The 26,175-nt window shown below is 70.2% G+C and carries 24 protein-coding genes; 11 read left to right on the plus strand and 13 right to left on the minus strand.

Annotated features, from left to right (window positions below; all coding sequences use genetic code 11):
• Nucleotides 1-174: 174 nt before the first annotated feature.
• From OV208_RS13875 to mraZ, 7 genes are all read right to left on the minus strand, one after another.
• Complete coding sequence (locus OV208_RS13875; RefSeq protein ID WP_267574317.1) at nt 175-1,575, minus strand: UDP-N-acetylmuramoyl-tripeptide--D-alanyl-D-alanine ligase; 1,401 nt, start codon at nt 1,573-1,575, stop codon at nt 175-177.
• Nucleotides 1,576-1,601: 26 nt separating this feature from the next.
• Nucleotides 1,602-3,140: a UDP-N-acetylmuramoyl-L-alanyl-D-glutamate--2,6-diaminopimelate ligase gene (locus tag OV208_RS13880; protein ID WP_267574318.1), complete on the minus strand. Its 1,539-nt coding sequence runs from the start codon at nt 3,138-3,140 to the stop codon at nt 1,602-1,604.
• A gap of 51 nt (nt 3,141-3,191) precedes the next feature.
• A complete protein-coding gene (locus tag OV208_RS13885; RefSeq protein WP_267574319.1) occupies nt 3,192-5,213 on the minus strand; it encodes a penicillin-binding protein in 2,022 nt (673 codons plus the stop codon).
• Nucleotides 5,210-5,602: a cell division protein FtsL gene (locus tag OV208_RS13890; protein WP_267574320.1), complete on the minus strand. Its 393-nt coding sequence runs from the start codon at nt 5,600-5,602 to the stop codon at nt 5,210-5,212. Before OV208_RS13890 ends, OV208_RS13885 begins: the two co-directional genes overlap by 4 nt.
• Nucleotides 5,599-6,513 (minus strand): 16S rRNA (cytosine(1402)-N(4))-methyltransferase RsmH, encoded by a 915-nt coding sequence (gene rsmH / locus OV208_RS13895; RefSeq protein ID WP_267574541.1) that lies wholly within the window; start codon nt 6,511-6,513, stop codon nt 5,599-5,601. The genes OV208_RS13890 and rsmH overlap by 4 nt, the downstream gene beginning before the upstream one ends.
• Before the next feature lie 7 nt (nt 6,514-6,520).
• Nucleotides 6,521-6,904, minus strand: coding sequence for an STAS domain-containing protein (locus OV208_RS13900; protein WP_267574321.1), 384 nt, complete (start codon nt 6,902-6,904; stop codon nt 6,521-6,523).
• A gap of 61 nt (nt 6,905-6,965) precedes the next feature.
• Nucleotides 6,966-7,418 carry a division/cell wall cluster transcriptional repressor MraZ gene (gene mraZ / locus OV208_RS13905; RefSeq protein WP_120532026.1) on the minus strand — a complete coding sequence of 151 codons (453 nt, stop codon included), beginning with the start codon at nt 7,416-7,418 and terminating at the stop codon, nt 6,966-6,968.
• Nucleotides 7,419-7,654: 236 nt separating this feature from the next.
• On the opposite strand from mraZ, the gene OV208_RS13910 reads away from it, so the two are divergent.
• Nucleotides 7,655-8,365 (plus strand): PilZ domain-containing protein, encoded by a 711-nt coding sequence (locus OV208_RS13910; RefSeq protein ID WP_267574322.1) that lies wholly within the window; start codon nt 7,655-7,657, stop codon nt 8,363-8,365.
• 28 nt (nt 8,366-8,393) lie between these two features.
• Here OV208_RS13910 and OV208_RS13915 read toward each other — a convergent pair whose 3' ends face one another.
• Nucleotides 8,394-10,202 carry an acyl-CoA dehydrogenase family protein gene (locus OV208_RS13915; protein WP_267574323.1) on the minus strand — a complete coding sequence of 603 codons (1,809 nt, stop codon included), beginning with the start codon at nt 10,200-10,202 and terminating at the stop codon, nt 8,394-8,396.
• 195 nt (nt 10,203-10,397) lie between these two features.
• The gene (locus OV208_RS13920) at nt 10,398-11,291 is read right to left on the minus strand and encodes a hypothetical protein (RefSeq protein ID WP_324291380.1); all 894 of its coding nucleotides are present in this window, start codon (nt 11,289-11,291) and stop codon (nt 10,398-10,400) included.
• 52 nt (nt 11,292-11,343) lie between these two features.
• Here OV208_RS13920 and OV208_RS13925 point away from each other — a divergent pair, with 52 nt between their 5' ends.
• From OV208_RS13925 to OV208_RS13955, 7 genes are all read left to right on the plus strand, one after another.
• On the plus strand, nt 11,344-13,557 hold the full coding sequence (locus OV208_RS13925; protein ID WP_267574324.1) for a serine/threonine-protein kinase: 2,214 nt from the start codon (nt 11,344-11,346) through the stop codon (nt 13,555-13,557).
• A 108-nt stretch (nt 13,558-13,665) separates the two neighbouring features.
• Nucleotides 13,666-13,881, plus strand: a complete 216-nt coding sequence (locus OV208_RS13930) for a hypothetical protein (protein ID WP_267574325.1) — start codon at nt 13,666-13,668, stop codon at nt 13,879-13,881.
• A gap of 78 nt (nt 13,882-13,959) precedes the next feature.
• On the plus strand, nt 13,960-14,931 hold the full coding sequence (locus OV208_RS13935) for a CarD family transcriptional regulator (protein ID WP_120538966.1): 972 nt from the start codon (nt 13,960-13,962) through the stop codon (nt 14,929-14,931).
• A gap of 92 nt (nt 14,932-15,023) precedes the next feature.
• Nucleotides 15,024-15,536 (plus strand): hypothetical protein, encoded by a 513-nt coding sequence (locus OV208_RS13940; protein WP_120538965.1) that lies wholly within the window; start codon nt 15,024-15,026, stop codon nt 15,534-15,536.
• Entirely contained in the window at nt 15,523-16,473 is a 951-nt protein-coding gene (locus OV208_RS13945; protein ID WP_267574326.1) for a hypothetical protein, read from the plus strand. Before OV208_RS13940 ends, OV208_RS13945 begins: the two co-directional genes overlap by 14 nt.
• A complete protein-coding gene (locus OV208_RS13950) occupies nt 16,470-18,305 on the plus strand; it encodes an ArnT family glycosyltransferase (protein WP_267574327.1) in 1,836 nt (611 codons plus the stop codon). The genes OV208_RS13945 and OV208_RS13950 overlap by 4 nt, the downstream gene beginning before the upstream one ends.
• Before the next feature lie 153 nt (nt 18,306-18,458).
• Nucleotides 18,459-19,019, plus strand: coding sequence for a hypothetical protein (locus OV208_RS13955; RefSeq protein WP_267574328.1), 561 nt, complete (start codon nt 18,459-18,461; stop codon nt 19,017-19,019).
• 95 nt (nt 19,020-19,114) lie between these two features.
• On the opposite strand, the gene OV208_RS13960 is transcribed toward OV208_RS13955, so the two are convergent.
• The 4 genes from OV208_RS13960 to OV208_RS13975 all read right to left on the minus strand — a co-directional run bounded on the left by OV208_RS13960 (nt 19,115) and on the right by OV208_RS13975 (nt 23,888).
• On the minus strand, nt 19,115-19,516 hold the full coding sequence (locus OV208_RS13960) for an ATP-dependent DNA helicase (protein ID WP_267574329.1): 402 nt from the start codon (nt 19,514-19,516) through the stop codon (nt 19,115-19,117).
• Between the two features lie 157 nt (nt 19,517-19,673).
• Nucleotides 19,674-20,858, minus strand: coding sequence for an iron-containing alcohol dehydrogenase (locus OV208_RS13965; RefSeq protein ID WP_267574330.1), 1,185 nt, complete (start codon nt 20,856-20,858; stop codon nt 19,674-19,676).
• A gap of 14 nt (nt 20,859-20,872) precedes the next feature.
• A complete protein-coding gene (locus tag OV208_RS13970; protein WP_267574331.1) occupies nt 20,873-22,336 on the minus strand; it encodes a glutamine synthetase family protein in 1,464 nt (487 codons plus the stop codon).
• A gap of 64 nt (nt 22,337-22,400) precedes the next feature.
• Nucleotides 22,401-23,888, minus strand: a complete 1,488-nt coding sequence (locus OV208_RS13975; protein WP_267574332.1) for an aldehyde dehydrogenase family protein — start codon at nt 23,886-23,888, stop codon at nt 22,401-22,403.
• Between the two features lie 89 nt (nt 23,889-23,977).
• Between OV208_RS13975 and OV208_RS13980 the strand changes: the two genes are divergently transcribed.
• The 3 genes from OV208_RS13980 to OV208_RS13990 all read left to right on the plus strand — a co-directional run bounded on the left by OV208_RS13980 (nt 23,978) and on the right by OV208_RS13990 (nt 26,140).
• Nucleotides 23,978-24,739: a glutamine amidotransferase gene (locus tag OV208_RS13980; protein ID WP_267574333.1), complete on the plus strand. Its 762-nt coding sequence runs from the start codon at nt 23,978-23,980 to the stop codon at nt 24,737-24,739.
• A gap of 111 nt (nt 24,740-24,850) precedes the next feature.
• Nucleotides 24,851-25,675, plus strand: coding sequence for an esterase/lipase family protein (locus OV208_RS13985; RefSeq protein ID WP_267574334.1), 825 nt, complete (start codon nt 24,851-24,853; stop codon nt 25,673-25,675).
• A gap of 3 nt (nt 25,676-25,678) precedes the next feature.
• Nucleotides 25,679-26,140 (plus strand): hypothetical protein, encoded by a 462-nt coding sequence (locus OV208_RS13990; RefSeq protein WP_267574335.1) that lies wholly within the window; start codon nt 25,679-25,681, stop codon nt 26,138-26,140.
• The last annotated feature ends 35 nt before the right edge of the window (nt 26,141-26,175 follow it).

The raw sequence follows: 26,175 nt of genomic DNA on the forward strand, positions 1-26,175 counted from the left end.
GCTCTGCCCGTGCTGCTTCAAGCGCAGGCGCGCGATGAGGCGCGGACCAATGAGCATCCCCAGGAGCAGGGCGAAGACACCCGCTGCGATGATGCGGAAGGTCGGGTAGCGCAGGAAGTTGAGGACGCGCCCGGCCTCGGTATTCTGGATGAGCTCGTACAGGAGGTACAGCACTTAGTGACTCCCTTTGGGGGCGGCCGTGCCCGTCAGGGCGGCCACCACGCGCTCCAGTCGCATGCCGCGACTGGCCTTCACCAGCACCACGTCACCCGTGTTGAGCCGGGGCGTCAACCACGCGACCAAGGGCTCCACGTCGGTGAAGTGCGCGGCGGATTCTCCCAGCTTCGCGCTCTGGAGCCCGCCCTCGGACCGGGGCCCGAAGAACGCCACCAGCGAAGCGTGCTTCGCGACGAGCGTACCCAGCTTCGCATGCTCCTCCGCCTCGCCCGCGCCCAGCTCCAGCATGTCGCCCAGCACCGCCACCGCGCGTCCGCCCTCGGGCACCAGCGTGCCCAGCGTGACAAGCGCCGCCTCCATCGAAGCGGGGTTGGCGTTGTAGCAGTCGTCCACCACCGTCACGCCGTTCTGGCCATCCACGATGTTGAGCCGCCGCGCGTACGGCCGCGCTGACTCCAGGCCCCGCACGCACTCCTCGGGGGAGTAGCCCAAGGCCAGCGCCGTCGCGAACGCCGCCGTCGCGTTCTGCGCGTTGTGCGGCCCCACGAAGTGCAGGCGCACCGGCCAGTCCTGCTGGGCGTAGTGGACCGTGGCCACCATGCCGTCGCGCCCCAGCGTCTGGATGCCGGTGAGCCGCACGTCGGCGGCCTCCGCGCGGCCAAACGTCAGGTGCTTCGCGCCACTGCGCGCGGCCTGGTGCACGATGTGTTCGTCGTCCAGGTTCACCACCGCGGTGGCCTGGGGCAAGAGCTCCCGGAAGAGCTCGCCCTCCGCCTCTGCGACGCCCTGGAGGCTGCCCAGCCCCTCCAGGTGCTCCGGTTGGACGACGGTGATGACGCCCGCGTCGGGCTGCACCCGGCGCGTCAGCCGCTCGATTTCACCCGGCTGGTTCATCCCCACTTCGATGACCGCCGCCACGTGGGACGGCTCCAGCCGGAAGAGCGTCAGCGGGACGCCAATCTCGTTGTTGAAGTTGCCTTCCGTCTTCAGCGCCGGGCCTCGCGTGGCCAGGATGGCGCCCACCATCTCCTTGGTGGTCGTCTTCCCGTTGGAGCCCCCCACCGCCGCCACCGGGATGCGGAAGCGACGGCGGTGCAGCGCGCCCAGGCCGCCAAGCGCGGCCAGGGTGTCCTCCACCTCGTACAGCGCGAAGTGGGCGGGCAGGGATGGAAGCGCCCTGCCCTTCTTCACCACCGCCCCCGCGGCCCCGGCGCGCATGGCGCCGTCCACGAAGTCGTGGGCGTCGAAACGCTCGCCCTGGAGCGCCACGAACAGGCACCCCGGGGTGAGCGACCGCGTGTCGGTGCAGACGTCCGGAAACCCCGCGGGGACAGTGTCCCCGCGGCGGGTCGCCCCGGTCGCCTGCACCACCTCATCGTCGGAGAATCGAGCGGCCATGAAGGGGGTGGCGATAGGCCTTGAGGTCAGCCCGGGATGCGGTTGGCCAGCGCCTTCGCGGCGACCTCGCGGTCGTCGAAGGCGTGCTTCTCCGAGCCCACCGTCTGGTAGGTCTCGTGGCCCTTGCCGGCGATGAGGACGACGTCGTCGTCCTTGGCCAGGTTGATGGCCTTCTCGATGGCGACGCGGCGGTCCGCGTCCACGAGGTAGCCCTTCTCCCCGACCTTCGCCTTGCCCTCGGAGATGCGGCGCAGGCCGCCCTTCTCCAGGCCCGGAGTCACCTCCGCGATGATGGCCTCGGGGTCCTCGGTGCGGGGGTTGTCGCTGGTCACCATCACCAGGTCGGCGCCCTCCGCGGCCACCGTGCCCATCAGCGGGCGCTTGCCCTTGTCGCGGTCGCCGCCGCAGCCGAAGACGACGATGACGCGGCCCTTGACCAGCGTGCGCGCCGCTTCGATGGAGCGCTTGAGCGCGTCATCCGTGTGCGCGTAGTCCACCAGCACCGCCGGCGCGGGACCGCCCCGGTGGTTCTCCGCGCGGTCCATGCGGCCGGACACCTTGGAGACCAGCTCGATGCCGCTCTTCACGTCCGAGCGCGAGATGCCCGCGCCCAGCGCGATGCCCGCCGCCAGGAGGATGTTCTCCAGGTTGTGGGGCCCGAGCAGCTTGCTCTTCACCTTGATGTCGCCCGCGGGCGTCTTCACGGTGGCCTCGATGCCCTTGAGCGAGAAGGTCGCGTCCGCGCCCGAAATCTCACCGGGCCCCAGGCGGCTGAACTTCCACGCCATGCGCTTCTGGCCGCGCAGCTCGTTGTAGATGCGGCTGGCGAAGGCGTCGTCGCCGTTGACCACCGCGGTGCCCGTGGCGGCCAGGTTCTCCGCGAAGAGCTTGCGCTTCACCTGGAAGTACTCCTCCAGGTCCTTGTGGTAGTCCAGGTGGTCGCGCGACAGGTTGCTGAAGCCCACGGCCTTGAAGGTCAGCCCGTGCACGCGCTCCTGCGCGAGCGCGTGGCTGGACACCTCCATGACCACGTTCTCCACACCGGCATCCACCATCTCGCGGAAGATGCGGTGCAGCTCCAGCGGATCCGGCGTGGTGTTGGCCAGCTCCGTCGTCTTGCCGCCGAACTTGTAGCCCAGCGTCCCGATGACACCCGGGGCGGAGGAGCCCGAGTACATGGCGGCCGTCGCGAGGATGGCCTCCAGGAGGTACGTCGTCGTCGTCTTCCCGTTCGTTCCGGTGACGCCCAGGAGCGTCAGCTTGTCGGCGGGGCGGCCGTAGAAGTTCGCCGCGATGAGGGCCAGCGCCTTGCGCGCGCTGCTCACCTTGAAGAACGGCACCTGCGAGGACTGCCCCTGCTTCTCCGACACCACCGCCACGGCACCGCGAGACACGGCCTCACCGATGAACTGGGCCCCGTCTTCCTTCAGGCCGGGCACGGCAATGAAGAGGTCCCCCGGCTTCACGCGCCGCGAATCCTGCGTCACTCCCGTGACGTCGACCGCGGAACGGCCGCCCGAGGTCTGCTCGGCTCCACACCCTGCGAGGACATCCGTCAGCTTCATCTCTTCCCCTTCACACGCATTGCTGATGCGGGGCCTGGAATGGACACGGCCTCATTGCCGCGTCGCCAGTTCCAGCGTCACCCGGGCCCCCTTCTCCACCAGCGCACCGGCGGGGGGGGTTTGAGACACCACTCGTCCACTGCCTTGCAGCTGTGGCTCCAACGCCGCGGCAAGCAACTTCACCACGGCTTCGCGTCCCGCCTGACCCTGGACGTCCGGCACACGCACCGTGCCGGGCTCCGGGGACTCGGTCACCGCTTCCGCCAGGACGGCCCGTACAGGGACGGCCTTCGCCAATGCCTTCGATGCCGGAGGGGGCACCGGAAGCGCGGCGGCCGCGGCCACCTCGGCGGGTGCCACCGTACGAGACGGTGGCACGGCCAGGTGGGCCATGGCGGCGGTAGCGATTTCCTTGAAGGCGGGGGCAGCCACGTTCCCCCCGTATACGTCCGTTTTCGGTTCGTCCACTACCACGAGAATCACGGCGCGCGGGGCCTCGGCCGGCACCATGCCCGCAAAAGATGCGATGCGTTTGTCGGAATACCCACGCGCGACGGGGTCCGCCTTCTGGGCGGTGCCCGTCTTTCCGGCCACGCGGTAGTCCTCCATGGCGCCCTTGGGAGCGGTTCCTCCCTTGACCATCACGCTCTCAAGCATGCCCACGACCTGCCGCGCCACCCTCTGGGAAACGACCCGGCGAAGCTCGGTGGGCTGGTTCTCCAGCAGCACCACGCCGTCCGGGTCCACCACCCTGGAGACCAGGTACGGGCGCATCAGCACGCCGTCGTTGGCCAGCGCGCCGTAGGCCGCCGCCAGTTGCACGGCGGTGGAAGTCATGCCCTGGCCGAAGGATTGGGTGGCCAGCGAGATGTCCGATTTCGGAAACGGGATGACGCCCCGGCTCTCCCCGGTCAGCGCCAGCCCCGTGCGCTCCGCGAAGCCGAAGGCGTGGTAGGCGGCGACCATCTTCTCGCGGCCCAGGGCGTCCGCGACCTTCGCGGCGCCGATGTTGGAGGACACCTGGAGGATGCCCTGCGGCGTCAGCCACCCGTGCGGGTGGGTGTCGTTGATGGTGTGGCGGCCGATGCGGAAGGCGCCGTTCTCACAGAAGGTCAGCGTCTCCGGAGTGATGGCCTTCTCTTCCAGCGCGGCGGCCACCACGAAGGCCTTCATCGTGGAGCCGGGCTCGAAGGCGTCCAGCGCCGCTCGGTTGCGGATGGCGTTCTTCACGCCGTCTTCCGGCGTGTTGGGGTTGAAGCGCGGGTTGTTGGCCAGCGCCAGCAGCTCCCCGGTGCGAGGGTCCAACACCACCGCCATGCCGGCGATGGCCTTCGCGTCATCCACCGCCTTCGCGAGCGCCTTCTCCGCCACGTACTGGAGGTGGCGGTCCAGCGTCAGCGTCACCGCGGCGCCCTGGCGCTCCAGCGGATCCAACGCGCCCTGCACCATCAGCTTGCGGCCCTTGGCGTCGCGGAAGCCGGAGGTGCGCGAGTTCTGGCCGGACAGTTCGTCCTCGAACGCCAGCTCCAGGCCCTCCAGGCCATGGCCGTCGGTGCCCACCATGCCGACGATGTGCGCGCCCAGCTCGCGCTGGGGATAGAAGCGCTTGGGCTCCTTGGTGAAACCCAGGCCTGGAAGCCCCAGCGCCTTCACGGCCTCCACTTCCTGCGGCTTCGCCTGACGCTTCACCCACGCGAAGCGCCGGGCGCGGCCGATGCGCGAGGCGACGTCGTTGGGGTCCAGGTGCACGGCCTTCGCGAGCAGCCGCGCCGCCTGACGCACGTCGGGGAGCATGGACGGGTCCACCCAGATGGAGTCCACCTCCACGCTCTGGGCGAGCGGCGTGCCGCGCCGGTCGAAGATGTCTCCGCGGCGGGCCGGGATGTCGATGTGCCGGACGTACTGGTCCTGCGCCAGGCCGCGCAGCTTCTCCTGCTGGAAGACCTGGAGGTAGACCGCGCGGGCGAACGCGGTGCCCAAGAGCGCGAGGAACAGCCCGAACAACAGCTGGACCCGCAGCTTGAGCCACTTCGCGTTGGATTCAGGCGCCCGCACGCTCTTGAAGTCCTTCACCGCTGCGCACCCCGCTCCGCCACGCGCACGGCCGGCGCCGACGAACGGGCCTGCGCGGTGCGCGCATCCTTCACGCGGTCATCCGCCACGGACACCACCGCGCCGCCCCGGGGCATGGCCATGCCCAGCTGCTCGCGCGCCACGCGCTCCAGGCGGCCCGGCGCCTTGAGCGTGGCCAGCTCCAGCTTGAGCCGGTCGTTCTCCCGGGTCAGCGTGCGGCTGTCGCCCTCCGCGTTGGACAGGCGGTAGCCCATGTCCACCACCAGCACGCGGCTCGTGACGTGGAGGATGCCCACGGCGGCGAAGAGCGTGAAGAGGAACACGGCGGGCAGCAGGTGCATCAGCACGCCCGCCACGGACACGGTGTTGCGGGAGAGGGCCTTGCTCATCGGATTTTCTCCACCGCGCGCAGGTGCGCGCTACGAGAGCGGGGGTTGGCCTCGACTTCCGCATCGGAAGCCGCGACGGCCTTCTTGGACACGAGGGCGAAGTTGCCCTGGCTGTTGCACACGCACACCGGGAAGCCCGGCGGACACGTGCACCCTCCCACCAGGGCCTTGAAGGCTTCCTTCACCTTGCGGTCCTCCAGGGAGTGGAAGGAGATGACCGCGGCGCGGCCGCCCACCTTGAGCAGCGTCGGCAGGGACGCCAGGAGCGCGTCCAGCGCCTCCAGCTCCCCGTTCACCGCCATGCGCAGCGCCTGGAACGTGCGGGTGGCCACGTGGATGCGGTCGGGCCATGCCTTGCGCGGCACCGCGCGCTTCACCACCTCCGCGGCCTCCAGCGTGCGCTGGGGCAGCGCGCGCTTGAGCTCCCGGGCGATGGGCCGCGCGAAGGGCTCTTCCCCATAGTCGCGGAGGATCTGCGCCAGGTCGCGCTCGTCGGTGATGGCGATGAGCTCCGCGGCGGTGGGGCCGGTGTCGCCCATGCGCATGTCCAGCGGGCCGTCCTTCATGAAGGAGAAGCCGCGCTCGGCCACGTCCAACTGGGGCGAGGACACGCCCAGGTCCACCAGCACGCCGTCCACGGGCAGCAGGTCCTGCGCGACGCTCGACAGCTCCGCGAAGTTGCCCTGCCGGGCCTGGAAGCGCGCGTTGCCGCCCATGCGGGCGGTGGCCGCCGCGAGCGCCACGGGGTCCCGGTCCACGCCCACCACCGTGGCGCCCCGGGCAAGGAGCGCTTCGGTGTGGCCGCCGCCCCCGAGGGTGCCGTCGAGGATCACCTTGCCCTCTTTCGGGAGCAGGACGTCCACCGTCTCGTGGAGCAGGACGGTCTGGTGGTGGAAGTCCACGGGGGTCAGGGGGAGCTCAGACGAAGGGAGCGCGCGCGAGCGAGAAGGCGGCCCGGGCATCGTTCATGTGCGGGTACAGCTCGAAGGTGTCGTGGGCGCCGGCCGCGCGGAAGATGGCGGCCAGGTACGGCGACAACCCGGACAGCTTCACGTCCCCACCGGCGCGGCGAAACGCCTCCGTGCGGGCCATCAGCGGGCGCACGCCCCGGTAGTTCAGGTGCGACACGTCCGCGAAGTCCACCACCACCTGGCGGATGCCCCGGTGCAGCTTGTGCATCAGGTCCTCGCACAGCTGGGTGAGCTCCTCCTCGCCCAGCTCGCCCTCCAGCATGAGGGTCTCCACGCGCTCGGAAGCCGCCAGGGCCGCCCTGTTCCGTCGAACCTCCTGCAACTGGTCCATGCGCTGCCACCCTTCCGGAGCACTACTTGGCGAGAACTACCGGCTGCTGTCGACTTCCTGGCTACGGCTGGCGCAGTTCGCCCAGCACCCGCAACACGTCCTGGGAGGTGGCTTCCTGGCGCGCATCCGCCTGCGCCTTCGCCCAACCGTCCAGGCTCCAAAGCTCAATCACCTTCACCATCCCCGCCCACACCACGTCCTTCTCCAGCTTCGCGTACGTCCTGAGCGACGGCGGGATGAGCAGCCGGCCCAGCTTGTCCAACGGGCACTCCTGCGCGCTGGCCACGTACAGCCGCATCAACGTCTTGACCCCCGGCTCCATGGGGTTGCGCCGGGCGAGCGCGGTCTCCAACGCCTCCCACTCCCGCACCGGGTAGGCGTGGAGGCAGGGGTCCAGGGCCGTGGTGACGATGAGCCGCTCGTCGTAGGCGCCCACCAACGTCTCCCGGAGCTTCGCCGGGAGGCTGGTGCGCCCCTTCGCGTCGATCTGGTGCTCATAGACGCCTCGGAACACGCGGGACGATCCACCTTTTCAGCCCAGCACGGGTCGGACCACCACTCCTTCCCACTTCTTACCCCTCTGCGGCCGGCATACATACGCGCCCCCCCCAGGGGGGTCAAGAAACCGCAACAGGTTGGAACACCGCGCGCCCGCCGCCGGACATCCCGGAGGGCACATGCGGGGCGGCCTACCCCTGGAGGCGGGGTAAACTTGAGTTTTTCCGCTCCCAGGCTGAGAGTGGTGGGCCCGTGAACACGAACGTTCGACTGAAGGTGGCCTACAAGACGCCGCAGTCGCTGGTCGGCGAGTACACCCGCAGCGTGGGCCAGGGAGGCGTCACCCTGGAGACGCGCAAGGCGCTGCCCCTGGGCACCCGCTTCACCTTCGAACTGCACGCGGGCGGCATGCCCCGTCCGGTGGAGGTGCTGGGCGAGGTCATCAAGGTGGAGCCCCGCCCCGGTGAGCGCTTCCAGCTCACCATCCGCTACGACGGTTCGGAGGATCGCAGCGGCCTGGACGCGGTGCTCCAGCACATCTTCGCCCAGGAGGAGCAGAACGGCCTGCGCCGCTTCCCGCGCCTGCCCCTGCACCTGCGCGCGAAGGAAGGCGACCCCCGGGCCCCGAACTTCTTCGTGCGGGACATCTCGCGCGGGGGCGTGGGCCTGGAGGTGGAGTCCCCCACCCTGCCCCGCGAGGTCCAGGTGGGCGTGCCCTTCCTCCTGGAGATGGACATGAAGGAGGGCCCGCTGCTGCTGCACGGAGAGGTGGCGTGGACCTCGTCGCTGCCGCGCAAGGGGACGACGGAGGCTGTCACCCCGGGCTTCGGCGCGACGTTCGGCCGGCTGCGGCCGGACATGCTCCAGCGGCTGGAAGCGCTGATGGCGCTGGAGCACCTGCCGCCCGGACCCTGGCGGGCGCGGGTCAGCTTCGGGCTGGATGCCGTGTCGCGGATGCCCTGAGCGAAAGGGCATCCGCTTCAAGCCAGGACTACAGCGGGTTGTACGGGTAGCCGCCCGCGTCTTCCAGGCTCGCGACGATGGTCTCGCGCAGCTCCGCCGGATCATACGCCGTGAAGGCGTCCAGCGCGGAGAGCCGCTTGAGCTCCAGCGCGAGCACGTCGCCCTTGAGCGTGGCGCACAGCGCGCGGCGGGTGCGCTCGAAGGCGCGCGTGGTGGACTCCATCGCGTACAGCCGCACCAGCGCCACGCGCTGCGGATCCAACACGCCGCTGGACGCGGCCTGACGGGTGCGCGTCACCATGGAGTCCAGCGCGTAGGCGTCCATCACCACGTCCGCCAGCGCGGCCATGACCTCCTGGTGCTTGTCCAGCTCCGTGCCGAACGCCTCCGCGGCCAGGCGCATGCCGTGAATGGCCAGGTGCTTGGCGCACTCGGCGGCGACCTCTTCATTGGCCAGCGCGTCCTGACGGCCGGCGCGGGGCCGCTCGCCCCGGTTCAGCTCCTCCGACACGGAGCGGGCCTGGGCGAACAGCGGCAGGTCGCCCTTCACGGCGCGCTTGAGCAGCATGCCGGTGATGAGCATGCGGTTGATTTCGTTGGTGCCTTCGAAGATGCGGTTGATGCGCGCGTCGCGGTAGGCGCGCTCCACCGGATACTCCTCGATGTAGCCGGCGCCGCCGTGCACCTGCACCGCGTCGTCCACCACGAAGCCCAGGGCCTCCGAACCGAAGACCTTCATGATGGAGGCCTCGGTGGCGAACTCCTCCATCGCGGCGATGACGTGCGCGTCGTAGTCCGCGTCTGAACGCTCCTTCGCGGCGAGCCGTCCGTCCACGAGCCCCGAGGTGCGGTACGTCATGCTCTCCACCGCGTAGACGAGCGTCGCCATGCGGGCCAGCTTCTCGCGGATGAGCGGGAACGTGGCGATGGGCGCCTTGAACTGCTTGCGCTCCTGCGCGAACTTGAGCGCGTTCTGCAGTTGGAGCTTCATGCCGCCGATGACGCCCGCGCCCAGCTTGAGGCGGCCGTAGTTGAGGATGTTGAAGGCGATGCGGTGGCCCTTGCCCAGCTCGCCCAGCAGGTTCTCCGCGGGCACCTTCGCGTCCTCGAAGTAGAGCGGACAGGTGGACGAGCCGCGGATGCCCATCTTGTGCTCTTCGGGGCCCACGGTGAGACCGGGGGTGTCCTTCTCCACGATGAAGCCGGTGAACTTGTCGCCGTCCACCTGCGCGAAGACGACGAACACGTCCGCGAAGGCCGCGTTGGTGATGTAGAGCTTGGAGCCGTTGAGCACGTAGTGCTGGCCATCCGCCGTGCGCACCGCCTTCGTCTTCGCCCCGCGCGCGTCGCTGCCGCTGCCCTGCTCCGTCAGCGCGTAGGCCGCCACCCACTCACCCGTGGCGAGCTTCGGCAGGTACTTCGCCTTCTGGGCCTCGTTGCCGAACCAGACGATGGGCAGCGTGCCGATGCCGGTGTGCGCGCTGGACGTCACCGACCAGGAGCCCTGGAGGCTCATCGCCTCCGCGAGCAGCAGCGACGTCGTCTTGTCCAACCCCGTGCCGCCGTAGGTCTCCGCGATGTCCACGCTCAACAGGCCCAACTCGCCCGCGCGGCGCAAGAGGTCGCGCAGGAGCGCGTTGTCCTTGCCCTCGATGCGCGCGGCCTGCGGCAGCACCTGCTCACGGCAGAACTGCAGCGCCGTCTTGAAGAAGAGGCGCTGCTCCTCGGAGAAGCTCTCCGGCGTGAGGATGCGGGTGGCGCCCACCTCCTGGAAGAGGAAGGTCCCCCCGGCGAGAACATCCTGGGGACGGGCAGCGGGCTCGGTTGCGGCGACCATCTACGACCTCCGGGGAGGGCCTTCGCCCTCCGTATCCAACGAAAATCCAAGGCGCGGCACTGTAGTAGAGCGCGCGATACGCGGGGGGTAGTAGCGACACGGGCGCGCCACCTCAAGCGGATGCGGCCCCTGCCCGCCGCCACGCCCACGGCCTCCCGAGCACGGTCGGTGGGCAGGAGGCTGCACTGTCCTTGATTACGGGGAACCCGCGTCCCGAGCCCCCGACGATGACGGCCGGGAGAGCGGGTAGACGAGGCAGAGCGTGTCGAAGAGCGGCTCCTCCGGCGCGACGTACGTACCGCCGAGCGCCCGCGCGACCTGCGCCACCTCCGTGCCGAAGGACGGCACGAGGCACACGTCCTCGGACGTGGTGAAGCGACCCTTGAGCCGGGTGAGCTCCCGCCGGAGCGTGGCGATGTCCTGGCGCCCGCCGCGCACCGGCACCGTGGGGCCGTTGCGGTCCGGCCCCGGCAACTTGCCCACGCTCGTCGTCAGCTCGAAGCCGTCCGCGCGCTGGATGATGCGCAGCTTGCCGGGCGCCACCTCCGCCAACCACGTCCGGAAACCCTCTTCGTCGCGCAGCACCACGCGGTAGGCCAGCGGGGCGTCCGGGTGCTGGAGCCACACGGAGGCGGCCTTCGCCTGGAGCACCGCCAGGAGCTCGGACACATGCACGAGGAACGTGTCGGCGTCACGGATGACGAGGAGCACGTCCTGTCCCCGCACCCGCTCGCCCAACCGCGCGGCCTCCGGTTCACGGGCAGGCACGAAGGATTCCGCGCCCAGTCGCACCTCTTCGCCCGACATTTCCAGCCGGAGGCCGTCTTCAGGCAGGGGCTCGCCGAAGGCTGGCGCGGACACGGGCGCGATGACCGCATCCGCCCACGTGCCCGCGTCGCGGGGCGTCACGGGGGCGGCAGGCAGGGGGGCCACGGGCGGCGTCGCGGGGGCGGACGCGGGAGCAGGCGGCGTTTCGCGGCAGCCTCCCAGCAGCAGGCCATACAGGATGAGCAGCAACGAAGTGACGTGGTGCGGGCGGGCGGGCGAGTGCACCGGAATTTTCCACTCGGAGCGTCTGAATGGCCTCATGATAGCTTCTCGCGGTTTTCCCGCAGAGTTCACAGCAGGAGCCGATTCGAACGTGCCGCAGCCTTCCGCGGGCCTCCAGTTCGGAAAGTACAAACTGCTCGAGCGCATCGCGACGGGCGGCATGGCGGAGATCTACCGCGCCCGGATGACGGCGGTGGCGGGCATCACGAAGCCGGTGGTCATCAAGAAGATCCTTCCCGGCTACGCGGACGACAGCGCGTTCGTGTCGATGTTCATCAACGAGGCGCGCATCGCGCTGGGGCTGTCGCACGGCAACATCGCGCAGATCTTCGACTTCGGCGAGGTGGAGGGCGAGTACTTCCTCGCGATGGAGTGGGTGGACGGCCATCCGCTCTCGCACGTGATGCGCCGGGCCCGGGACAAGGGCCTCTTGGCGCTGCCGCCACCGCTGGCGGTGCTGGTGGCCATCGACATGCTGCGGGGCCTTGCGTACGCGCACACGCGGCTGGACGACAACGGCCGGCCGCTGCACATCGTGCACCGCGACGTCAGCCCGCAGAACGTGCTCCTGTCCTACGAGGGTCAGGTGAAGCTGGTGGACTTCGGAATCGCCAGGGCCCGGCTCGCCGGCCGCAGCGAGACGAAGAACGACGCGGCCAAGGGCAAGTACATCTACTTCGCGCCGGAGCAGGCCCGGGGCCAGCCGCTGGACGCGCGCACCGACGTGTTCGCCGCCGGCACGGTCCTCTACGAGATGCTCTGCGGGCGCCGGCCCTTCGAAGGCCCGATGCCGGAGGTGCTCCGCAAGATCTCCCAGGGGGACTTCGCCCGTCCGCGCGAATGGACGCCGGGCATCCCCGCCGCGCTGGAGCGCATCCTGCTCACCGCGATGGCCACCAGCCCGGAGCAGCGCTACCCCACCGCGCAGGCCTTCGCGGAGGCCCTGGCGCGGCAGCTCCACGTCACCGCGCCGGACGTGTCCCAGAGCGAGCTGGGCCACTTCATGGGCTACCTCTTCGAGCCGGAGCTGGTGGACGCCGGTCGGCCCGTGCAACTGCCCCGGGAGTTCATCGCCAAGGTGGGCCGCTGGAGCGGCGTGGCGGAACCGCCCCCGGTGCAGACGCCGCCGGACGCGCCCCGGCACCTCACGCCCGAGCCTCACGGGGAGCCCCGGGGCGACGTCATCACGCAGCCGCTGCCCCCGCAGCCCCTGCCCTCGCAAGGCCCGTCGTCGCCCGCGCCGCTCGCCTGGCCCCGCACGCTGCGCGGCTGGGCGTTGCGCGGCGCCCCGGTGCTGGGCGCGCTGCTGGCCATGTGGATGGGCCTGCTCGTGGGGGGCACCAATTCGTTCGCGGTGGAGCTCAGCTCCTCGCCCCCGGGCGCCACCATCCGCGTGGACGGCCGGGAGCTGAAGGAGACGACGCCCCTGCTCGTCACCCAGCTCCAGGCGGACGCCGAACACATGCTGGAGGTGTCCATGCCGGGCATGGTGCCCTGGAACCAGCGCGTGAAGGCGGAGCGCGGCACCACGCTCGCGGTCCACGCCCGCCTGACGCCGAAGCGCCCGGCCGCGGCGCGGTCCCTCGCCCGCCTCGAATCCCCCGACGCCCGCTACCCTTCCGGCGGGCCCTTCCTGCTCAGCGCCGACGCGCATGCCTTCCGCGTGCCGCCCTCCGCCGCCGCGCGCATGCGGTTGGATCCGTCCCGCACGTACGGCCTGCGCGCGAACGGGCATGTGTCGCTGGGTGGGCCCATGCCGGTGGGCCAGGCGGCCTACTTCCTGGAAGGCGGCGCGGCGCTGCCCGCGCGCGACAGCTTCGGCGTGGTGGGCGCGGACGAGGTGCTGGTGCAGAACGCGTCCGTCCTCTACGTGTTCCTGTGGGACGGCCGCCCGTACGACAACCGCGGCGCCCTCCACGTGCACGTGCGCGAGCAGGCCAGCGGCGCCATCACCACCCTGCTGCTGGACGCGCAGCGCCACGCCGTCTCCCTGCCGCCCCACCAGGGCTTCACGCTGCGGGAGCTGGATCCGGCCACCACCTACCGCGTCGTCGTGCGCGCGCCCTCGGAACCGGCGCGCACGCGGGGCTTCGGCGGCGGCGCGGTGGATCAGGTGCTCGCGCTGCACGGTGACGGGGAGTCCCCCATCACCGCGCCCGGCACGCTGGAGGTGCTGGAGGTCAACCGGCCCACGGTGATCCGGGGCGCGCGCTGGCTGCGGCTCGCGTTCCCGGACGACGACCCGGACGACAACACCGGCGGCCTCACGCTGGAAGTCACACCGGTGGCGCCGCTGCACCAGTAGCGCGGGCCCCCAAGCGCCACGGGCCGCTACAGGGCGCAGGCGACCTGTTGCCGAAAAATTGATCATCCGGGCGTCGCCCCTACCCTTGCGCCGCAACGGAGGACGCTCATGAAGAAGCTGACGGCGGTGCTGGCGCTGGGAATCACGGTGGTGGCGACGGTGGGACTTTCCACCCGCGTGGATGCCCAGCCCGGAGGCATGGCGGACGAGGGACCGACCGATGCCCAGATCGACGCTGTCCTGGACGCTCAGGCGCACGAGGTGATGGGCCGGTTGTTGGAAGCACAGCGCAATGCCGCCTGGATGACAAAGCTTCCCCGGTAATCTCGTGGCATCCGGCGGGGCACGGTGCTACGACCGGCGCTCGCTTCGGTGCTCATCACACCCGCCCACGAGGGGGCCATGCCAGAAGGGTCCGCTGCACTCCAGCTCCAGGTTGGAGACCGGGTCGTCTACCCCAACCAGGGGGTCTGTCGCGTTGCCGCCATCGACGTGAAGGAGGTGGCGGGGCAGAAGCTCACGTTCGTCACCATGCGCCGGGAGGAAGACGGCGCCGTCGTCATGGTGCCGGAAGGCAAGATCATCTCCATTGGCGTGCGCAAGGTCGCGAGCGTCGCCGACGTGGAGGAGATCTACGCCTTCTTGCGCTCGGACAGCGACAAGGCCGACCTGGATTGGAAGCAACGCGCGCGCACCAACCTGGATCGCATGACCCAGGGCGGAATCCTGGGCCTGGCGGAGGTCGTCAAGGGCCTCCAGGTCCTGAGCGAGCTGCGTCCACTGCCCACCAAGGAGCGTGAGCTCTACGACAACGCCCGGCACCTGCTGGTGTCGGAGGTCGCCGCCGCGCTCGGCACCGCCGAGGCCAACGCGGAAGACTCCATCGACATCGTCCTCTTCCCACCCGGTCGCGAGCGCCCCAAGCGCACCGCCGCCGAGTTCGCCCGGCCCGGAGGCGAAGAGGACGACATGGACCTCGACGGCGACCTCATGGGGCTGGAGGGCGGAGAGCTGGACCTGCCCTCGGACGAGGAGCCGCCGGCCGAGCCCGAGGAGGAGTCCTCCGAGGAAGGTTCGGAAGAAGAAGGCGAAGCCAGCGAGGAGGGCTCCGACGATGCGCCCAAGAAGCGCGGCCGTCCGCCCAAGGCCAAGCCCGCCGACGAAGGTGGCGAGCCCGCGGCGCCCAAGAAGCGCGGTCGTCCGCCCAAGCCCAAGCCGGAAGTGACGGCCGACAGCGCCGCCGAACCCGCCGCACCGAAGAAGCGCGGTCGTCCGCCCAAGGCCAAGCCGCCCGAGGGTGCCGAACCCGCGGAACCCGCCGCGCCCAAGAAGCGCGGCCGCCCGCCCAAGGCCAAGCCGCCCGAAGGCGAGTGAACCGCTAAACCTTCCGGCCCTCCCGGCTGCCTGCGTCGCGCCCGTTGCGCGCGCCCGGCACCGCGAGGGCCTTCCCGCCGAGGTGACGCCCCGTGATTCGCGTCGTGACGCTGGACCCTTTCGACGACAAGCAGCTCGCCAAGTTCAACCGCACGCTCTACACGGCCTTCGGCGTGGGCAGCGAGCACAGCGGCGCCGCGGAGCTCCCCGCGGGCATGTCCGAGCCCCTGGACGCGGAGAAGCTGCTGGATGAGGTGAAGGGCGTCCGGGCCTACAAGGACGACAAGGTGCTGCTGCTCACCTCGCGCAAGCTGAAGGACCGCGAGCTGCTCAGCGGCAAGGCCCCGACGACGGGCTTCGCCCGCTACGGCAAGGACCGGGCGGTGCTCACCATCGCGCCCTTCAAGGACCTGGAGAAGGACTTCAAGCCCATCGCGCGCCACGCGCTGCACCAGCTGGGCACGCTCTGGGAGCTGCACCACTGCCTGGATCCGCGCTGCTCGATGTACCCACCCTGGACGCCGTCCTTCAACCAGGGCGACCACATCTTCTGCACCTTCTGCCGCGAAAAGAGCGAGCAGAAGATCCGTCTTGCCAAGTCCTAGGCTCCTGCGCGCCCTGCCCCTCTTGGAGTTGGGGGGCCTGCTGCTCGTCGCGCTCCTGTGCCTCGTCTTCCAACTGAGGCTGCCGGGCCGGCTGCCCACGGACGCGGATGAGCGCGCCGTGGCGGAAGTGCTGGCCCGCGACGCGCGCCCTGGGGACGGCGTGCTGCTGTTCCCCTGGTGGACCGAGCGCGCCCGGCTCTTCGTGCCTCCCAACCTGCCCGTGCATGGCTGGCTCGGCTCCGACAAGGCGGACCTGAGCGAACACCCGCGCATCTGGGTGCTGGGCCAGCCAGAGCTGCCCCGCTCGGATGTCGGCGCGTTCGACGCGGCCTTCCTCCCCGGACGCAAGGCGCTGGGGCCCGAGGCGCGCATGGGCACGCTGTCCCTGCGGCTCTATGAGAACGGCCGCTACCGCCCCCGGCACTGGGTGGCCTCCGAAGCCGCGAGCCGCGCGCGCGTGTACCTGGAGCAGCCGAACGGGTCGCGCACGGACTGTCCCTTCGACGGACGCGTGCACCGCTGCCCCGGCCCGCCGCACCTGTACGTCGCGGCGGAGTGGCACGAAATCCTCTACGAGCCCCGGCACTGCCTCTGGATGCACGCGCCCGGTGGAGCGCAGCGGCTGGTGGCGGAGTTCGACGGCGTCCCCGCCGGCATGGGCCTGCGCATGGAGGGCGGCATCATCTTCGAGTTCGCGCACCCGAAGGATCCACGGTTGAGCACCGCGTACCTGGGCGTGGACGACGCGGCCAGCGGCCAGCGGCTGCTGGACGTGCCCATTCCTCCGGGCCGCGAGGGCGTGCAGAAGGCGGAGGTGGTGTTGCCGCCCGGGCCCGCGCGTACGGTGAAGGTCTGGGTGCAGGCGGACAACGCGGAGTCGCGGCAGGTGTGCCTGGACGTGATGTCGCTGGAGCCGGCGGTGGGGGTGCGTCCATGATGGGCCGGGCAGCGACGCGCGACGAGAAGCTCGTGGCCTGGGTGCTGTGGGCGCTGGCGTTCGCGGCGCTGTGGAGCACCGAGGCCGCGGTGGGCTTCACGCGCGACGAGAGCGTCTACTTCGCGGCGGCGGAGGGCTACGCGAGCTGGTTCCGGCTGCTCGTGCGCGCGCCCGCGCAGGCGTTCACCGACAGCGCCATCGTGCGCGCGTGGGACTACAACCACGAACACCCGGTGCTGATGAAGACGCTGTTCGGGTTGAGCCACATGCTCTTCCACGACGGCCTGGGCCTGCGCGACGCGGTGGCCTTCCGCATCCCCGCGTTCGCGATGGCGGCGCTGGTGCCCGCGCTGTGCTTCCTCTTCGGCAGCGCGCTGTACGGCCGCACCGCGGGCATGTTCGCCGCCCTCTCCTTCCTGCTGGTGCCCCGGCAGTATTTCAACGCGGAGCTGGCGTGCTTCGACATGCCGGTGGCCGCGATGTGGCTGCTCGTCGTGTACTGCTTCTGGCGCGCGCTGGAGGACACCCGCTGGGGCATCGCGTGCGGCGTGGCGTTCGGACTGGCGCTCGCCACCAAGCACAACGCGCTGTTCCTGCCGTTCGTGCTGACGCCGTTCGCGCTGTGGAGAGCGTGGAGCGCGAGCGAAGGCGCGCCGGAGGCCCGCGTCCGGCTGGGGCGCTTCGTGGCCCTGTTCGCGGCGGTGGCGGTGCTCTACGGCCTGCTGCTCGTCGCGCTGGGCGGCGGCGAGGCGTTCCAGAAGAAGTTCCTGCTGCTGAGCCCTCACACGCTGTTCTTCGTGGGGCTCGCGCTGGGCAGCGTGTGGCTCTTGCGCGACCTGGCCCCGGTGAGCCTGCCCGTCACGCGGGCCCTGGTGCCGGTGGCCGCGATGGCGGTGCTGGGCCCCGTGCTCTTCTATCTGCACTGGCCCTACCTGTGGCACGCGCCGGTGGATCGCACCGCGTGGTACCTGGCCTTCCACGCGACGCACAACCACTACGCCTGGTTCTACCTGGGCACGCTGATGCGCGGGCCGCCCTTCCCGCTCACCTACGTCCTCGTGAAGACGGCGCTGACGGTGCCCACCAGCCTCTTCGCGCCCATGGTGACGGGGTTCCTCGCGCTCGCGGGCCGTGCGCTCTTGAGCCTGAGCGCGCGCACGCGCGACTGGGTGCGGATGCCCACCGCCACCGAAGCCCTGGTGGGCGTCAACGCGGTGACGTCCATGCTCGTCATCAGCCACCCGCAGGTGCCGCACTTCGGTGGCGTGAAGCACTGGTTTCCGTCCATGCCCTTCCTGGGCATGCTCGCGGGCGCGGCGGTGGCGCGCGGATGCTTCGCGCTGTGGGAGGTGCTGAAGACGCGGCGACCCACTCTGCCTTCGTTCGCCGTGACGGTGCCGGTGTTCGCGCTGCTGCTGCTGCCCGCGCTGCTGGCGCTGGTGCACGTGTTTCCGTACGGCACGGCGGCATATTCAGAGCTGGCGGGTGGACAGGCGGGAGCGGCGACGCTGGGCATGCAGCGGCAGTTCTGGTCCAGCCACGTCACGGGCGTGCTGCCGTGGATCAACGAGCACGCGAAGCCGGGCGCGCGCGTCTACCTGCACGAGGTGAACGGCTTCTCGTTCCGCGACTACCAGCGCAACGGGATGCTCCGTGCTGACGTGCGAGCGGTGAACAGCCCGTTCGACGCGGACATCGTCGCGTACCAGTACCACCAGGAGTTCCGCGAGCACGAGTTCCTCACGTGGCAGGCCTTCGGCACGCGCACGCCCGTCACCGGGCTGTACCTGGACGAAACGCCGCAGGTCATCGTCTACCAGCGCCCCGAATAGGCCTTCGCACCTGGATGACGCAGGAAGCCATGTGCACGACCGTGCACTCTGCAGGCTTGCGTGCATTCGTGGACACCGCCACGGACTGGAGGGCGTGGGGCCGGAGTAGGCTCAAGGGTGTTGCGCCAATCCAAGCTCCCTGAGGAGGGACACATGACGCGCTGGACGGTCTTGGTGGCGGTGCTGGCGTTGGGCGCGGCCTGCAACGAAGCGAAATCGCCCGACAAATCCTCGCGGGTCCAGTTGAAGAAGACGGGCTCGGCGACGATGGAGGTCATCCCCTCCGAAGGGCAACTGCCCTACTGCCTGCTGTACACGATGTCCGAGAAGGGCGTCATCCGGCAGCTCACGCTCACGCGCGAGAACCGCTCCATCCGCTGTGACGCGAACAGGCCCGTCGCGAACACCAGCTTCCGGATCCCCGTGCAGGAGGGGAAGGTGCGCGTCTACGTCTTCTTCTCCGACGAGCGCGTGCAGGCGGGCCCGGTGGCGCAGCAGCTCTACGACTTGCGCGACAAGGAGCGCGTCACCGCCATGGACATGCGCCTGCCGGGACGCGTCTTCGTGGAGACGCTGGAGTTCACCCCCGAAACGGGCGAACCGGAGATGACCGGCGGCGTGGTGGGCGCGGGCGGCGTGGTGACGTCCGACGGTGGCACCGGCCCCATGAGCGGCGGTGGCAGCATGGAGCTCGTGGAGCCCGTGGACGACTGACCCCGGACGCGACGAAGCCCGAGGGTGGATGACCCGCCCCCGGGCTTCGGTACCGCTTCAGTGGGTGGCATCCGGTGAGAGGTCCTCGTACCGGATCAGTTCAGCCAGCCGCCGTTGGACTTCGCGTTGGTGCTCCAGCCGCCGCGCTGGGCCAGCCGTTCGCGCTGCTGCCGCTCCCGCTCCAGCCGGGCCTGCCGCTCGCGCTCCTGCCGCTCGCGCTCCAGCCGGGCCACGCGCTCGCGCTCCTGGCGCTCCCGCTCCAACCGCGCCTGCCGTTCCCGTTCCTGCCGCTCGCGCTCCATGCGGGCCTGACGCTCACGCTCCTGGCGCTGGCGCTCCAACCGGACCTGCCGTTCGCGCTCCTGACGCTCGCGCTCCATGCGGCTCTGGTCCTGGCGGCTCACGAGCGAGGACGCGCCGTGGACGTTCTGGGCCATCACCGGGCTGCTTGCGACGAGAGCCACCACCACCATCATCTTCTTGAGCATCGCGTTCATGACCGCCTCCGGGAACCGCTGTGTTGCTGCGTTCTGAACCTTCTGACGCAGGGGGGCCCCGATTGATTCAACGGCTCCAAGCACGCGGGGCCACCCCGATTCCCCTCGGAGCGGCCCCGCAAGAAACAATCTGAAATCGGCTTGGAGTGAAGACGGCTCAGTACGCCTCGCGGGCCATGGCCAGCAGGTCCGCTTCCGTGACAGCGCGCGGATTGCCCTGGTGTGAGGCATCCAGGAACGCCTTCTGCGCGATGTGCTCCAGGTCCTTCTCCTTCACGCCCGCGTCGCGCAGGCGCGTGGGAATCCCGATGGTCGCCGCCAGCTTGCGCACGCGGTCGATGGCGTTGCCCGCGAGCACTTCCTCTCGAGCGTTGGACGTGTCACCCAGCGCGGTGGCGATGCGCGCCAGCCGCGCCGTGCACGCCGCGCGATTGAACTCCATCACCACCGGCAGGACGATGGCGTTCGCCAGGCCGTGCGGCACGCCGGAGATGGGCGTGAGGGCGTGGGCCAGCGCGTGGCTTGCGCCCAGGCCCTTCTGGAAGGCCATGGCGCCCTCCATCGCCGCCGCCATCATGTCCGTGCGCGCCGCCAGGTCGCGGCCTTCCTTCACCGCCGTCTCCAGCGAGCGGCCCACGCGCATCACCCCGTCGATGGCCACCGCGTCCGCGAGCGGATGGAAGCCGTTGGCGAGGTACGCCTCGATGCAGTGCGTGAGCGCGTCCATGCCCGTGGCCGCCGTCACCGCCGGGGGCAGGCCCAGCGTCAGCTCCGGGTCGATGATGGCCGCCTTCGGCAGCAGGTAAGGGCTGAAGATGACCGTCTTGCGGCCCGTGTCCGCCAGCGTCACCACGCCGGAGCGCCCCACCTCCGACCCCGTGCCCGCGGTCGTGGGAATGGCGATGAGCGGTGGCAGGTCGTCGCGCACGTACTGGTCGCCGCCCTTCGCGTCGTCGTAGCGACTGAGCGGCGGCTCGTGCGTGGTGAGCAACTGCACCAGCTTGCCCGCGTCCAGCGCGCTGCCACCACCCAGGGCGATGATGCCGTCGCTCTTGTGCGCGCGGTACGCCTCCAGGCCCGCGAACACGTCACGCTCGGTGGGGTTGGGCTCCACGCGGTCGAAGACGGCGCAGTCCAGGCCCGCGGCCTTGAGCACGTCCGTCACACGCGTGGCGAGGCCCGCCTTCACCACGCCCCCGTCCGTCACCAGCAGGGGGCGCTTCATGTTCACCCGCGCCGCGTGCGCGGGCAGTCGCTGGAGCGCGCCCGCGCCGAACACGATGCGCGTGGGCCAGGACATCTCCGTGACGCGAGGCTCCGAGGGAATGTCGAAATGCTTCATGGGACGGTCCTCCTTCAGATGAGTTCCAGGTAGCGCTCCAGCTCCCAGGAGGTGACCGCCCGCTCGTACTGGCGCACCTCCCACTCGCGGGTGCGCACGAAATGGTCGACGAAGCCATCGCCCAGCAGCTCCCGGGCGCGTTCGCTGTTCTTCAAGAGCGCCACCGCGTCCTTCAGCGTGCGGGGCAGCGGCTTCGTGTTCTTCGCCTCGTAGGCGTTGGACAGCACGGGCGCGGGCGGCTCGATTTCGTTCTCGATGCCCCACAGGCCCGCGGCCAGGCTGGTCGCCATGCCGATGTACGCGTTCATGTCCGCGCCCAACTGGCGGTACTCGATGCGCATGGACTTGCCGCTGTCGCCGATGACGCGGATGGCGCAAGTGCGGTTCTCCAGGCCCCACGTCGCGGTGGTGGGCGCCCAGGTGTTCTCCACGCTGCGCTTGTAGCTGTTGATGGTGGGCCAGTAGAGCGCCGTGAGCTCCGGCATCAGCGCCACCTGCCCGCCGATGTAGTGCCGCATCAGCTTGCTCATCCCGTGCTTCTGGGACGGATCATGGAAGAGGTTGTCCTCCCCCTTCAGGTTCCACAGCGACTGGTGCACGTGGCCCGAACAGCCGGGCAGCTTCGGGTCCACCTTCGCCATGAAGCACGCGGCCACGCCGTGGCGCGCACAGATCTCCTTCACCACCGTCTTGAACAGCGCGGCGCGGTCCGCGGCCAGCTCCAGCGTGTCGTAGCGGATGGCGGCCTCGAAGACGCCGGGGCCCGTCTCCGTGTGGAAGCCCTCGATGTCGAGCCCGTACGCGTTGCAGCCGTCGATGATGGCGTGCACCAGCGGCGCGTTCATGGACGTGCGCAGCCACGAGTAGCCGAACATGCCCGGCGTCAGCGGCGTGAGGCCCTTGAAGCCCTTCTCATGCAGGCTCTGCGGGCTCTCCTTGAAGAGGAAGAACTCGTACTCGGAGCCGAACTTCGGCAGGAAGCCCAGCTTGCGCGCGCGCTGCCCCACCTTCTGGAGGAGCTGGCGGGGGCTCGCCTCCAAGGGCGTTCCGTCCGCGTTCACGAAGTCGAGCAGGAACGCCGCGGTGTCCGGCTCCCACGGGATGATGCGCGCGGTGGACAGGTCCACCTTCGCGGGCGTGTCCGGGTAGCCCGTGTGCCAGCCCGTCACCTTCGTGTTGTCGAGCAGCTCATCGCCCAGGTCCCACCCGAAGACGACGTCGCAGAAGCCCATGTTGCTCTTCGCGGCGCTGAAGAACTTCTCCAGGGAGATGTACTTGCCGCGCCAGACGCCATCCACGTCCACCGCGCCCACCTTCACCTTGCGGACGTTGCGCTCCTCCATCCACCGGCGCGTGGACTCCAGGTCGTCCGGCTGACCGGCCGCCGCGCGCTCCGTGACCGGGCTCTTCTCCTTCGCACGGACACGGCGGGCCATCGCCGGATGGGGGAGCACCTTGGCCTTGGGACGCGACGCCATCGGGACCTTCCTTTTCGTCATTCGGATTGCTTCGGTGGGGCGCAGCGGGAGGACGGCGCGGGCTTCAGGGCGACGGCAGCTTCGTCCACACGGCCTTCGTCTGGAGGTAGCCATCCAGCGCGAAGTGGGACAGGTCCCGGCCCCAGCCGGATTCCTTGTAGCCACCGAAGGGCGCCGCGTCGTCGAACTCGTTGAAGCAGTTGATCCACACCACGCCGCTCTTCACCTGCTTCGCCAGCGCGTGCGCCTTGGCCACGTCGCCCGTCCAGATGGACGCGGCCAGGCCGTAGGGCGTGTTGTTCGCCAGCGCCATCGCCTCCGCGTCGTCGCGGAAGCGCAGGCAGCTGAGCACCGGCCCGAAGATCTCCTCCTGGGCGATCTTCATGTCCGGCTTCACGTCACCGAAGATGGTGGGCCGCACGAAGCAGCCCTTCGCCTTGAAGCCCTCGGTGTCGCGGTTGCCGCCAGCGAGCAGCTTCGCGCCCTGCCGATTGCCGCTCTCGATGTAGCCCAGCACCATCTCCATCTGCTTCTGGCTCACCAGCGCGCCCATCTCCGTGGACGCATCCAGCGGGTCGCCCACCTTCAGCGCGCGCGCCTTCTCCGCGAGCTTCGCGACGAAGGGCTCGTAGGCCTTCTCGTGCACCAGCACGCGGCTGCCCGCGTTGCACGTCTCACCCTTGTTGCCGAAGATGCCCCAGAAGCACGCCTCCACCGCGCGGTCGAAGTCCGCGTCCGCGAAGATGATCTGCGGGCTCTTGCCGCCCAGCTCCAGCGTCAGCTTCTTCAGGTTGGTCGCGGCGGACGCCTGGAGCAGCCGGCGCGCGGTGCGGCCAGAGCCCGTGAAGGAGATCTTATCCACGTCCGGGTGCCGGGCGATGGCCTCGCCCGCGGGGTCGCCCAGGCCCGTCACGATGTTGATGACGCCCGGCGGGAAGCCCGCCTCCAGCGCCAGCGCGCCCAGCTTCAGCGCGGTGAGCGGCGTGTATTCGGAGGGCTTCACCACCACCGTGCAGCCGGAGGCCAGCGCGGGCCCCAGCTTCCAGCCGAGCATGCACGTGGGGTAGTTCCACGGGATGATGGCGCCCACCACGCCCACCGGCTCCTTGAGCGCGTAGGTGTGGAAGGGACCGTCCACGGGCAGCACCTCGCCCATGATGGTGCTGGCCATGTCCGCGAAGTTCGCGAGCGTCGCGGCGCCCGGGGCCACGTCGCCCCGGATGGCGTCCTTGAAGGTCTTGCCGTTGTTCAGCGACTCGACGAGCGCGAACTCCTCGCGGCGCTCGAAGAGCAGGTCCGCCAGCTTGCGGATGAGCTTGCCGCGCTCACGGCCGGTCATCTTGCTCCAGGGCCCGGACTCGAAGGCGCGACGCGCGGCCTTCACGGCGCGGTCCACGTCGGCGGCGGTGCCCGCGGGCACGTCACACAGCTTCTGGCCGGTGGCGGGGTTGGTCACCGCGAAGGTGCCGCCTTCGACGGGGTCCACATGCTGCCCGTCGATGAACAGCTTGAGCACAGGGAGCTTGGGAGTGAGCGAACGAGCGTCGGTCATGGCGAAGCCTTTGGGTGAGCACGGCGCGCGGGCGATTTTGGAATGGCGGGCACCGGACACGGACGGCAGGACACGGTAGGAATGGCCCCATGACGCGGCAAGCTGCCCCCATGAAGAACGTCCTGCTCCTGAAAGCCGGCGACGCGGCGGAGTCCGTGCGGCTGTCAGTGGGCGACTACGATCGGTGGTTTCTGCAAACCATCGGACTGTCCGGCCAACGCTTCGACATCCTCCCGGTGCACCAGGGCGCGCCCCTGCCAAAGGACGCGCGCGGCTATGACGCCGTGATGATGACGGGCTCTCCCCTCTCCGTGACGCAGCGCGAGCCATGGATGGAGCGCGCCGGCGCCTTCATGGTGGAGGCGGGCGAGCAGGGCATCCCCGTGCTCGGCGTGTGCTTTGGCCAACAGCTGCTCGCTGAACAGTACGGCGGCAAGGTGGCGCGCAATCCCCAGGGCCGCGAGACGGGCACCGTGGAGGTGACGCTGTCGCAAGAAGGCCGCGAGGATCCGCTCTTCGCGGGCCTGCCGGAGCGCTTCGCCGTCCAGGCCACGCACGAGGACATCGTCGTCCAGCTTCCCGAGGGCGCCACGGTGCTCGCGGGCAACGCCAACACGGCGGCCCAGGCCATCGCCTTCCGCCCCAACGTGCGCGGCGTGCAGTTCCACCCGGAGATGCCCACGGACGCCATGCGCGCGGTCATCCTCGCCCGGGAGGAGAAGCTGGACGCGCTCGCCCAGGAGCGCGGGGCGACCGCGGGGGAGTTCGTTCCCCGGCTGCTGTCCGGCATCGCGCCCACGCCGCTGGCGCACCGGGTGCTGTTGAACTTCCTCCAGTACTTCACCGACTGAAAGCGGACAGACGCCCCGCGCGGATCCGGGCCGGAGCGCGCGGCGATCCCTAGCTTTGCCTCGTGTCGAGGGCGGCGATCCACGCACCGCCAGGGCGGGACGGGGGCGGCCATGAATCCGTTCGTGATGCAGTACCGGAAGATGAAGTGTCAGCTTCGGTACCTGGCCAGCTACCTGGACCTGGATCCGCGCGGCAACCAGGTGGTGCGGCGCACGGACTTCAAGCGCTGTCCCCGGCCGGTGCTCCTGCTGCACGGCTTCTTCAGCACCCGCCGCGTCTTGGAGGTGCTGGAGCACCGCCTGCGCCGCGAGGGCTACTGCGTCTGGTCCATCCACCTGGGTGGCACCATGGACCGCTTCAACACGCACCGCATCGACGAGCTGGCGCGCAAGGTTCAAGGCAAGGTGGACCGGCTCTATGAGCGCCACCCGGAGATGGGGCCGCTCACCATCATCGGGCACTCGAAGGGCGGCCTCATCGGCACGTACTACGTGAAGCGGCTGGGCGGAGACGCCCGCGTGCGAAGCCTCATCACGCTGGGTACGCCCCACCGGGGCACGCGCATGGCCTACCTGGGGTGCGCGACGCTCGGCTGGTTCAGCCGCAGCATGTGGCAGCTCACGCCCGTGTCGCCCTTCATCAAGCGCCTGGGCGAGGGCGCCTTCCCGCGCCACGTGCGGCTGACGTCCATCTACTCGCGCGACGACGCTGTGGCGCTCTTCCCCTCCTCCCGGCTGGACGTGGACGGCCAGCCCAATGTCTTCAACGTGGAGGTCTCCGACGTGGCCCACGGCGAGCTGCTCACCCGCCGCGCCGTGTGGGAGGTCATCCAGCGCGAGCTGGCCCTGGGCTATGCTGACGAGGACGCGGTGCCCGCTACTCCGCCCCCTCCCCTTCCGGTGGCCCTGCCCGCCGCCTTCGCCGTCAGCCCCTGACACATGCCCTCGCGCTGGGACCACCTCTTCGACCTCAAGCCCATCCCGCTCGTGGACCACCTCCTGGAAGAGGTGGCCCGGATGCTCGCCAGGGACCTGGAAGCCTGGCCTCCGCCCGTGCAGGACGTGGACCCCACCACGTTGGGGGAGTTCGCCCCCCTGTTCGCGGAAGTGACCCGGCGCCCCGCCCCGGCCGTCTACACGGAGGCCCTGCGGCTTGCGCGCTGGGACCTGGGCCGCGAGTTCGACGCGTTCGACGACTACATGCGCAACAAGCGCTATCTGGAGCGGGGGCTTGGGCCCGACGACCGCGTCCCCCTGCTCTTTCTCACCCGCTGGCTCACGGAGCAGATGCTGGGCCTGGGCGAGGCGACCCAGGGACGCATCAAGCGCCCGCTGATGCAGTCCTGCCTGGACCGGGTGGAAGCCCGGCTGGCCGCCCCTCCCACGCTGCCCCAGGCATGAGTCCGGCCGGACGCCGGGCCGCCTGGGGGCCCCTT

The organism is Corallococcus sp. bb12-1, assembly GCF_026626765.1.
Lineage (GTDB): Bacteria > Myxococcota > Myxococcia > Myxococcales > Myxococcaceae > Corallococcus > Corallococcus terminator.

What these genes read in the sequence shown, in the direction of transcription:
- OV208_RS13970 (WP_267574331.1), bottom strand. Translation starts at nt 22,336, where the DNA reads ATGGCGTCGCGTCCCAAGGCCAAGGTGCTCCCCCATCCGGCGATGGCC.
- OV208_RS13900 (WP_267574321.1), bottom strand. Translation starts at nt 6,904, where the DNA reads ATGGACCAGTTGCAGGAGGTTCGACGGAACAGGGCGGCCCTGGCGGCT.
- OV208_RS13915 (WP_267574323.1), bottom strand. Translation starts at nt 10,202, where the DNA reads ATGGTCGCCGCAACCGAGCCCGCTGCCCGTCCCCAGGATGTTCTCGCC.
- OV208_RS13935 (WP_120538966.1), top strand. Translation starts at nt 13,960, where the DNA reads ATGCCAGAAGGGTCCGCTGCACTCCAGCTCCAGGTTGGAGACCGGGTC.
- OV208_RS13955 (WP_267574328.1), top strand. Translation starts at nt 18,459, where the DNA reads ATGACGCGCTGGACGGTCTTGGTGGCGGTGCTGGCGTTGGGCGCGGCC.
- OV208_RS13965 (WP_267574330.1), bottom strand. Translation starts at nt 20,858, where the DNA reads ATGAAGCATTTCGACATTCCCTCGGAGCCTCGCGTCACGGAGATGTCC.
- OV208_RS13960 (WP_267574329.1), bottom strand. Translation starts at nt 19,516, where the DNA reads ATGAACGCGATGCTCAAGAAGATGATGGTGGTGGTGGCTCTCGTCGCA.
- OV208_RS13920 (WP_324291380.1), bottom strand. Translation starts at nt 11,291, where the DNA reads ATGAGGCCATTCAGACGCTCCGAGTGGAAAATTCCGGTGCACTCGCCC.
- OV208_RS13985 (WP_267574334.1), top strand. Translation starts at nt 24,851, where the DNA reads ATGAATCCGTTCGTGATGCAGTACCGGAAGATGAAGTGTCAGCTTCGG.
- OV208_RS13990 (WP_267574335.1), top strand. Translation starts at nt 25,679, where the DNA reads ATGCCCTCGCGCTGGGACCACCTCTTCGACCTCAAGCCCATCCCGCTC.
- OV208_RS13950 (WP_267574327.1), top strand. Translation starts at nt 16,470, where the DNA reads ATGATGGGCCGGGCAGCGACGCGCGACGAGAAGCTCGTGGCCTGGGTG.
- OV208_RS13890 (WP_267574320.1), bottom strand. Translation starts at nt 5,602, where the DNA reads ATGAGCAAGGCCCTCTCCCGCAACACCGTGTCCGTGGCGGGCGTGCTG.
- OV208_RS13875 (WP_267574317.1), bottom strand. Translation starts at nt 1,575, where the DNA reads ATGGCCGCTCGATTCTCCGACGATGAGGTGGTGCAGGCGACCGGGGCG.
- OV208_RS13980 (WP_267574333.1), top strand. Translation starts at nt 23,978, where the DNA reads ATGACGCGGCAAGCTGCCCCCATGAAGAACGTCCTGCTCCTGAAAGCC.
- OV208_RS13930 (WP_267574325.1), top strand. Translation starts at nt 13,666, where the DNA reads ATGAAGAAGCTGACGGCGGTGCTGGCGCTGGGAATCACGGTGGTGGCG.
- OV208_RS13880 (WP_267574318.1), bottom strand. Translation starts at nt 3,140, where the DNA reads ATGAAGCTGACGGATGTCCTCGCAGGGTGTGGAGCCGAGCAGACCTCG.
- OV208_RS13975 (WP_267574332.1), bottom strand. Translation starts at nt 23,888, where the DNA reads ATGACCGACGCTCGTTCGCTCACTCCCAAGCTCCCTGTGCTCAAGCTG.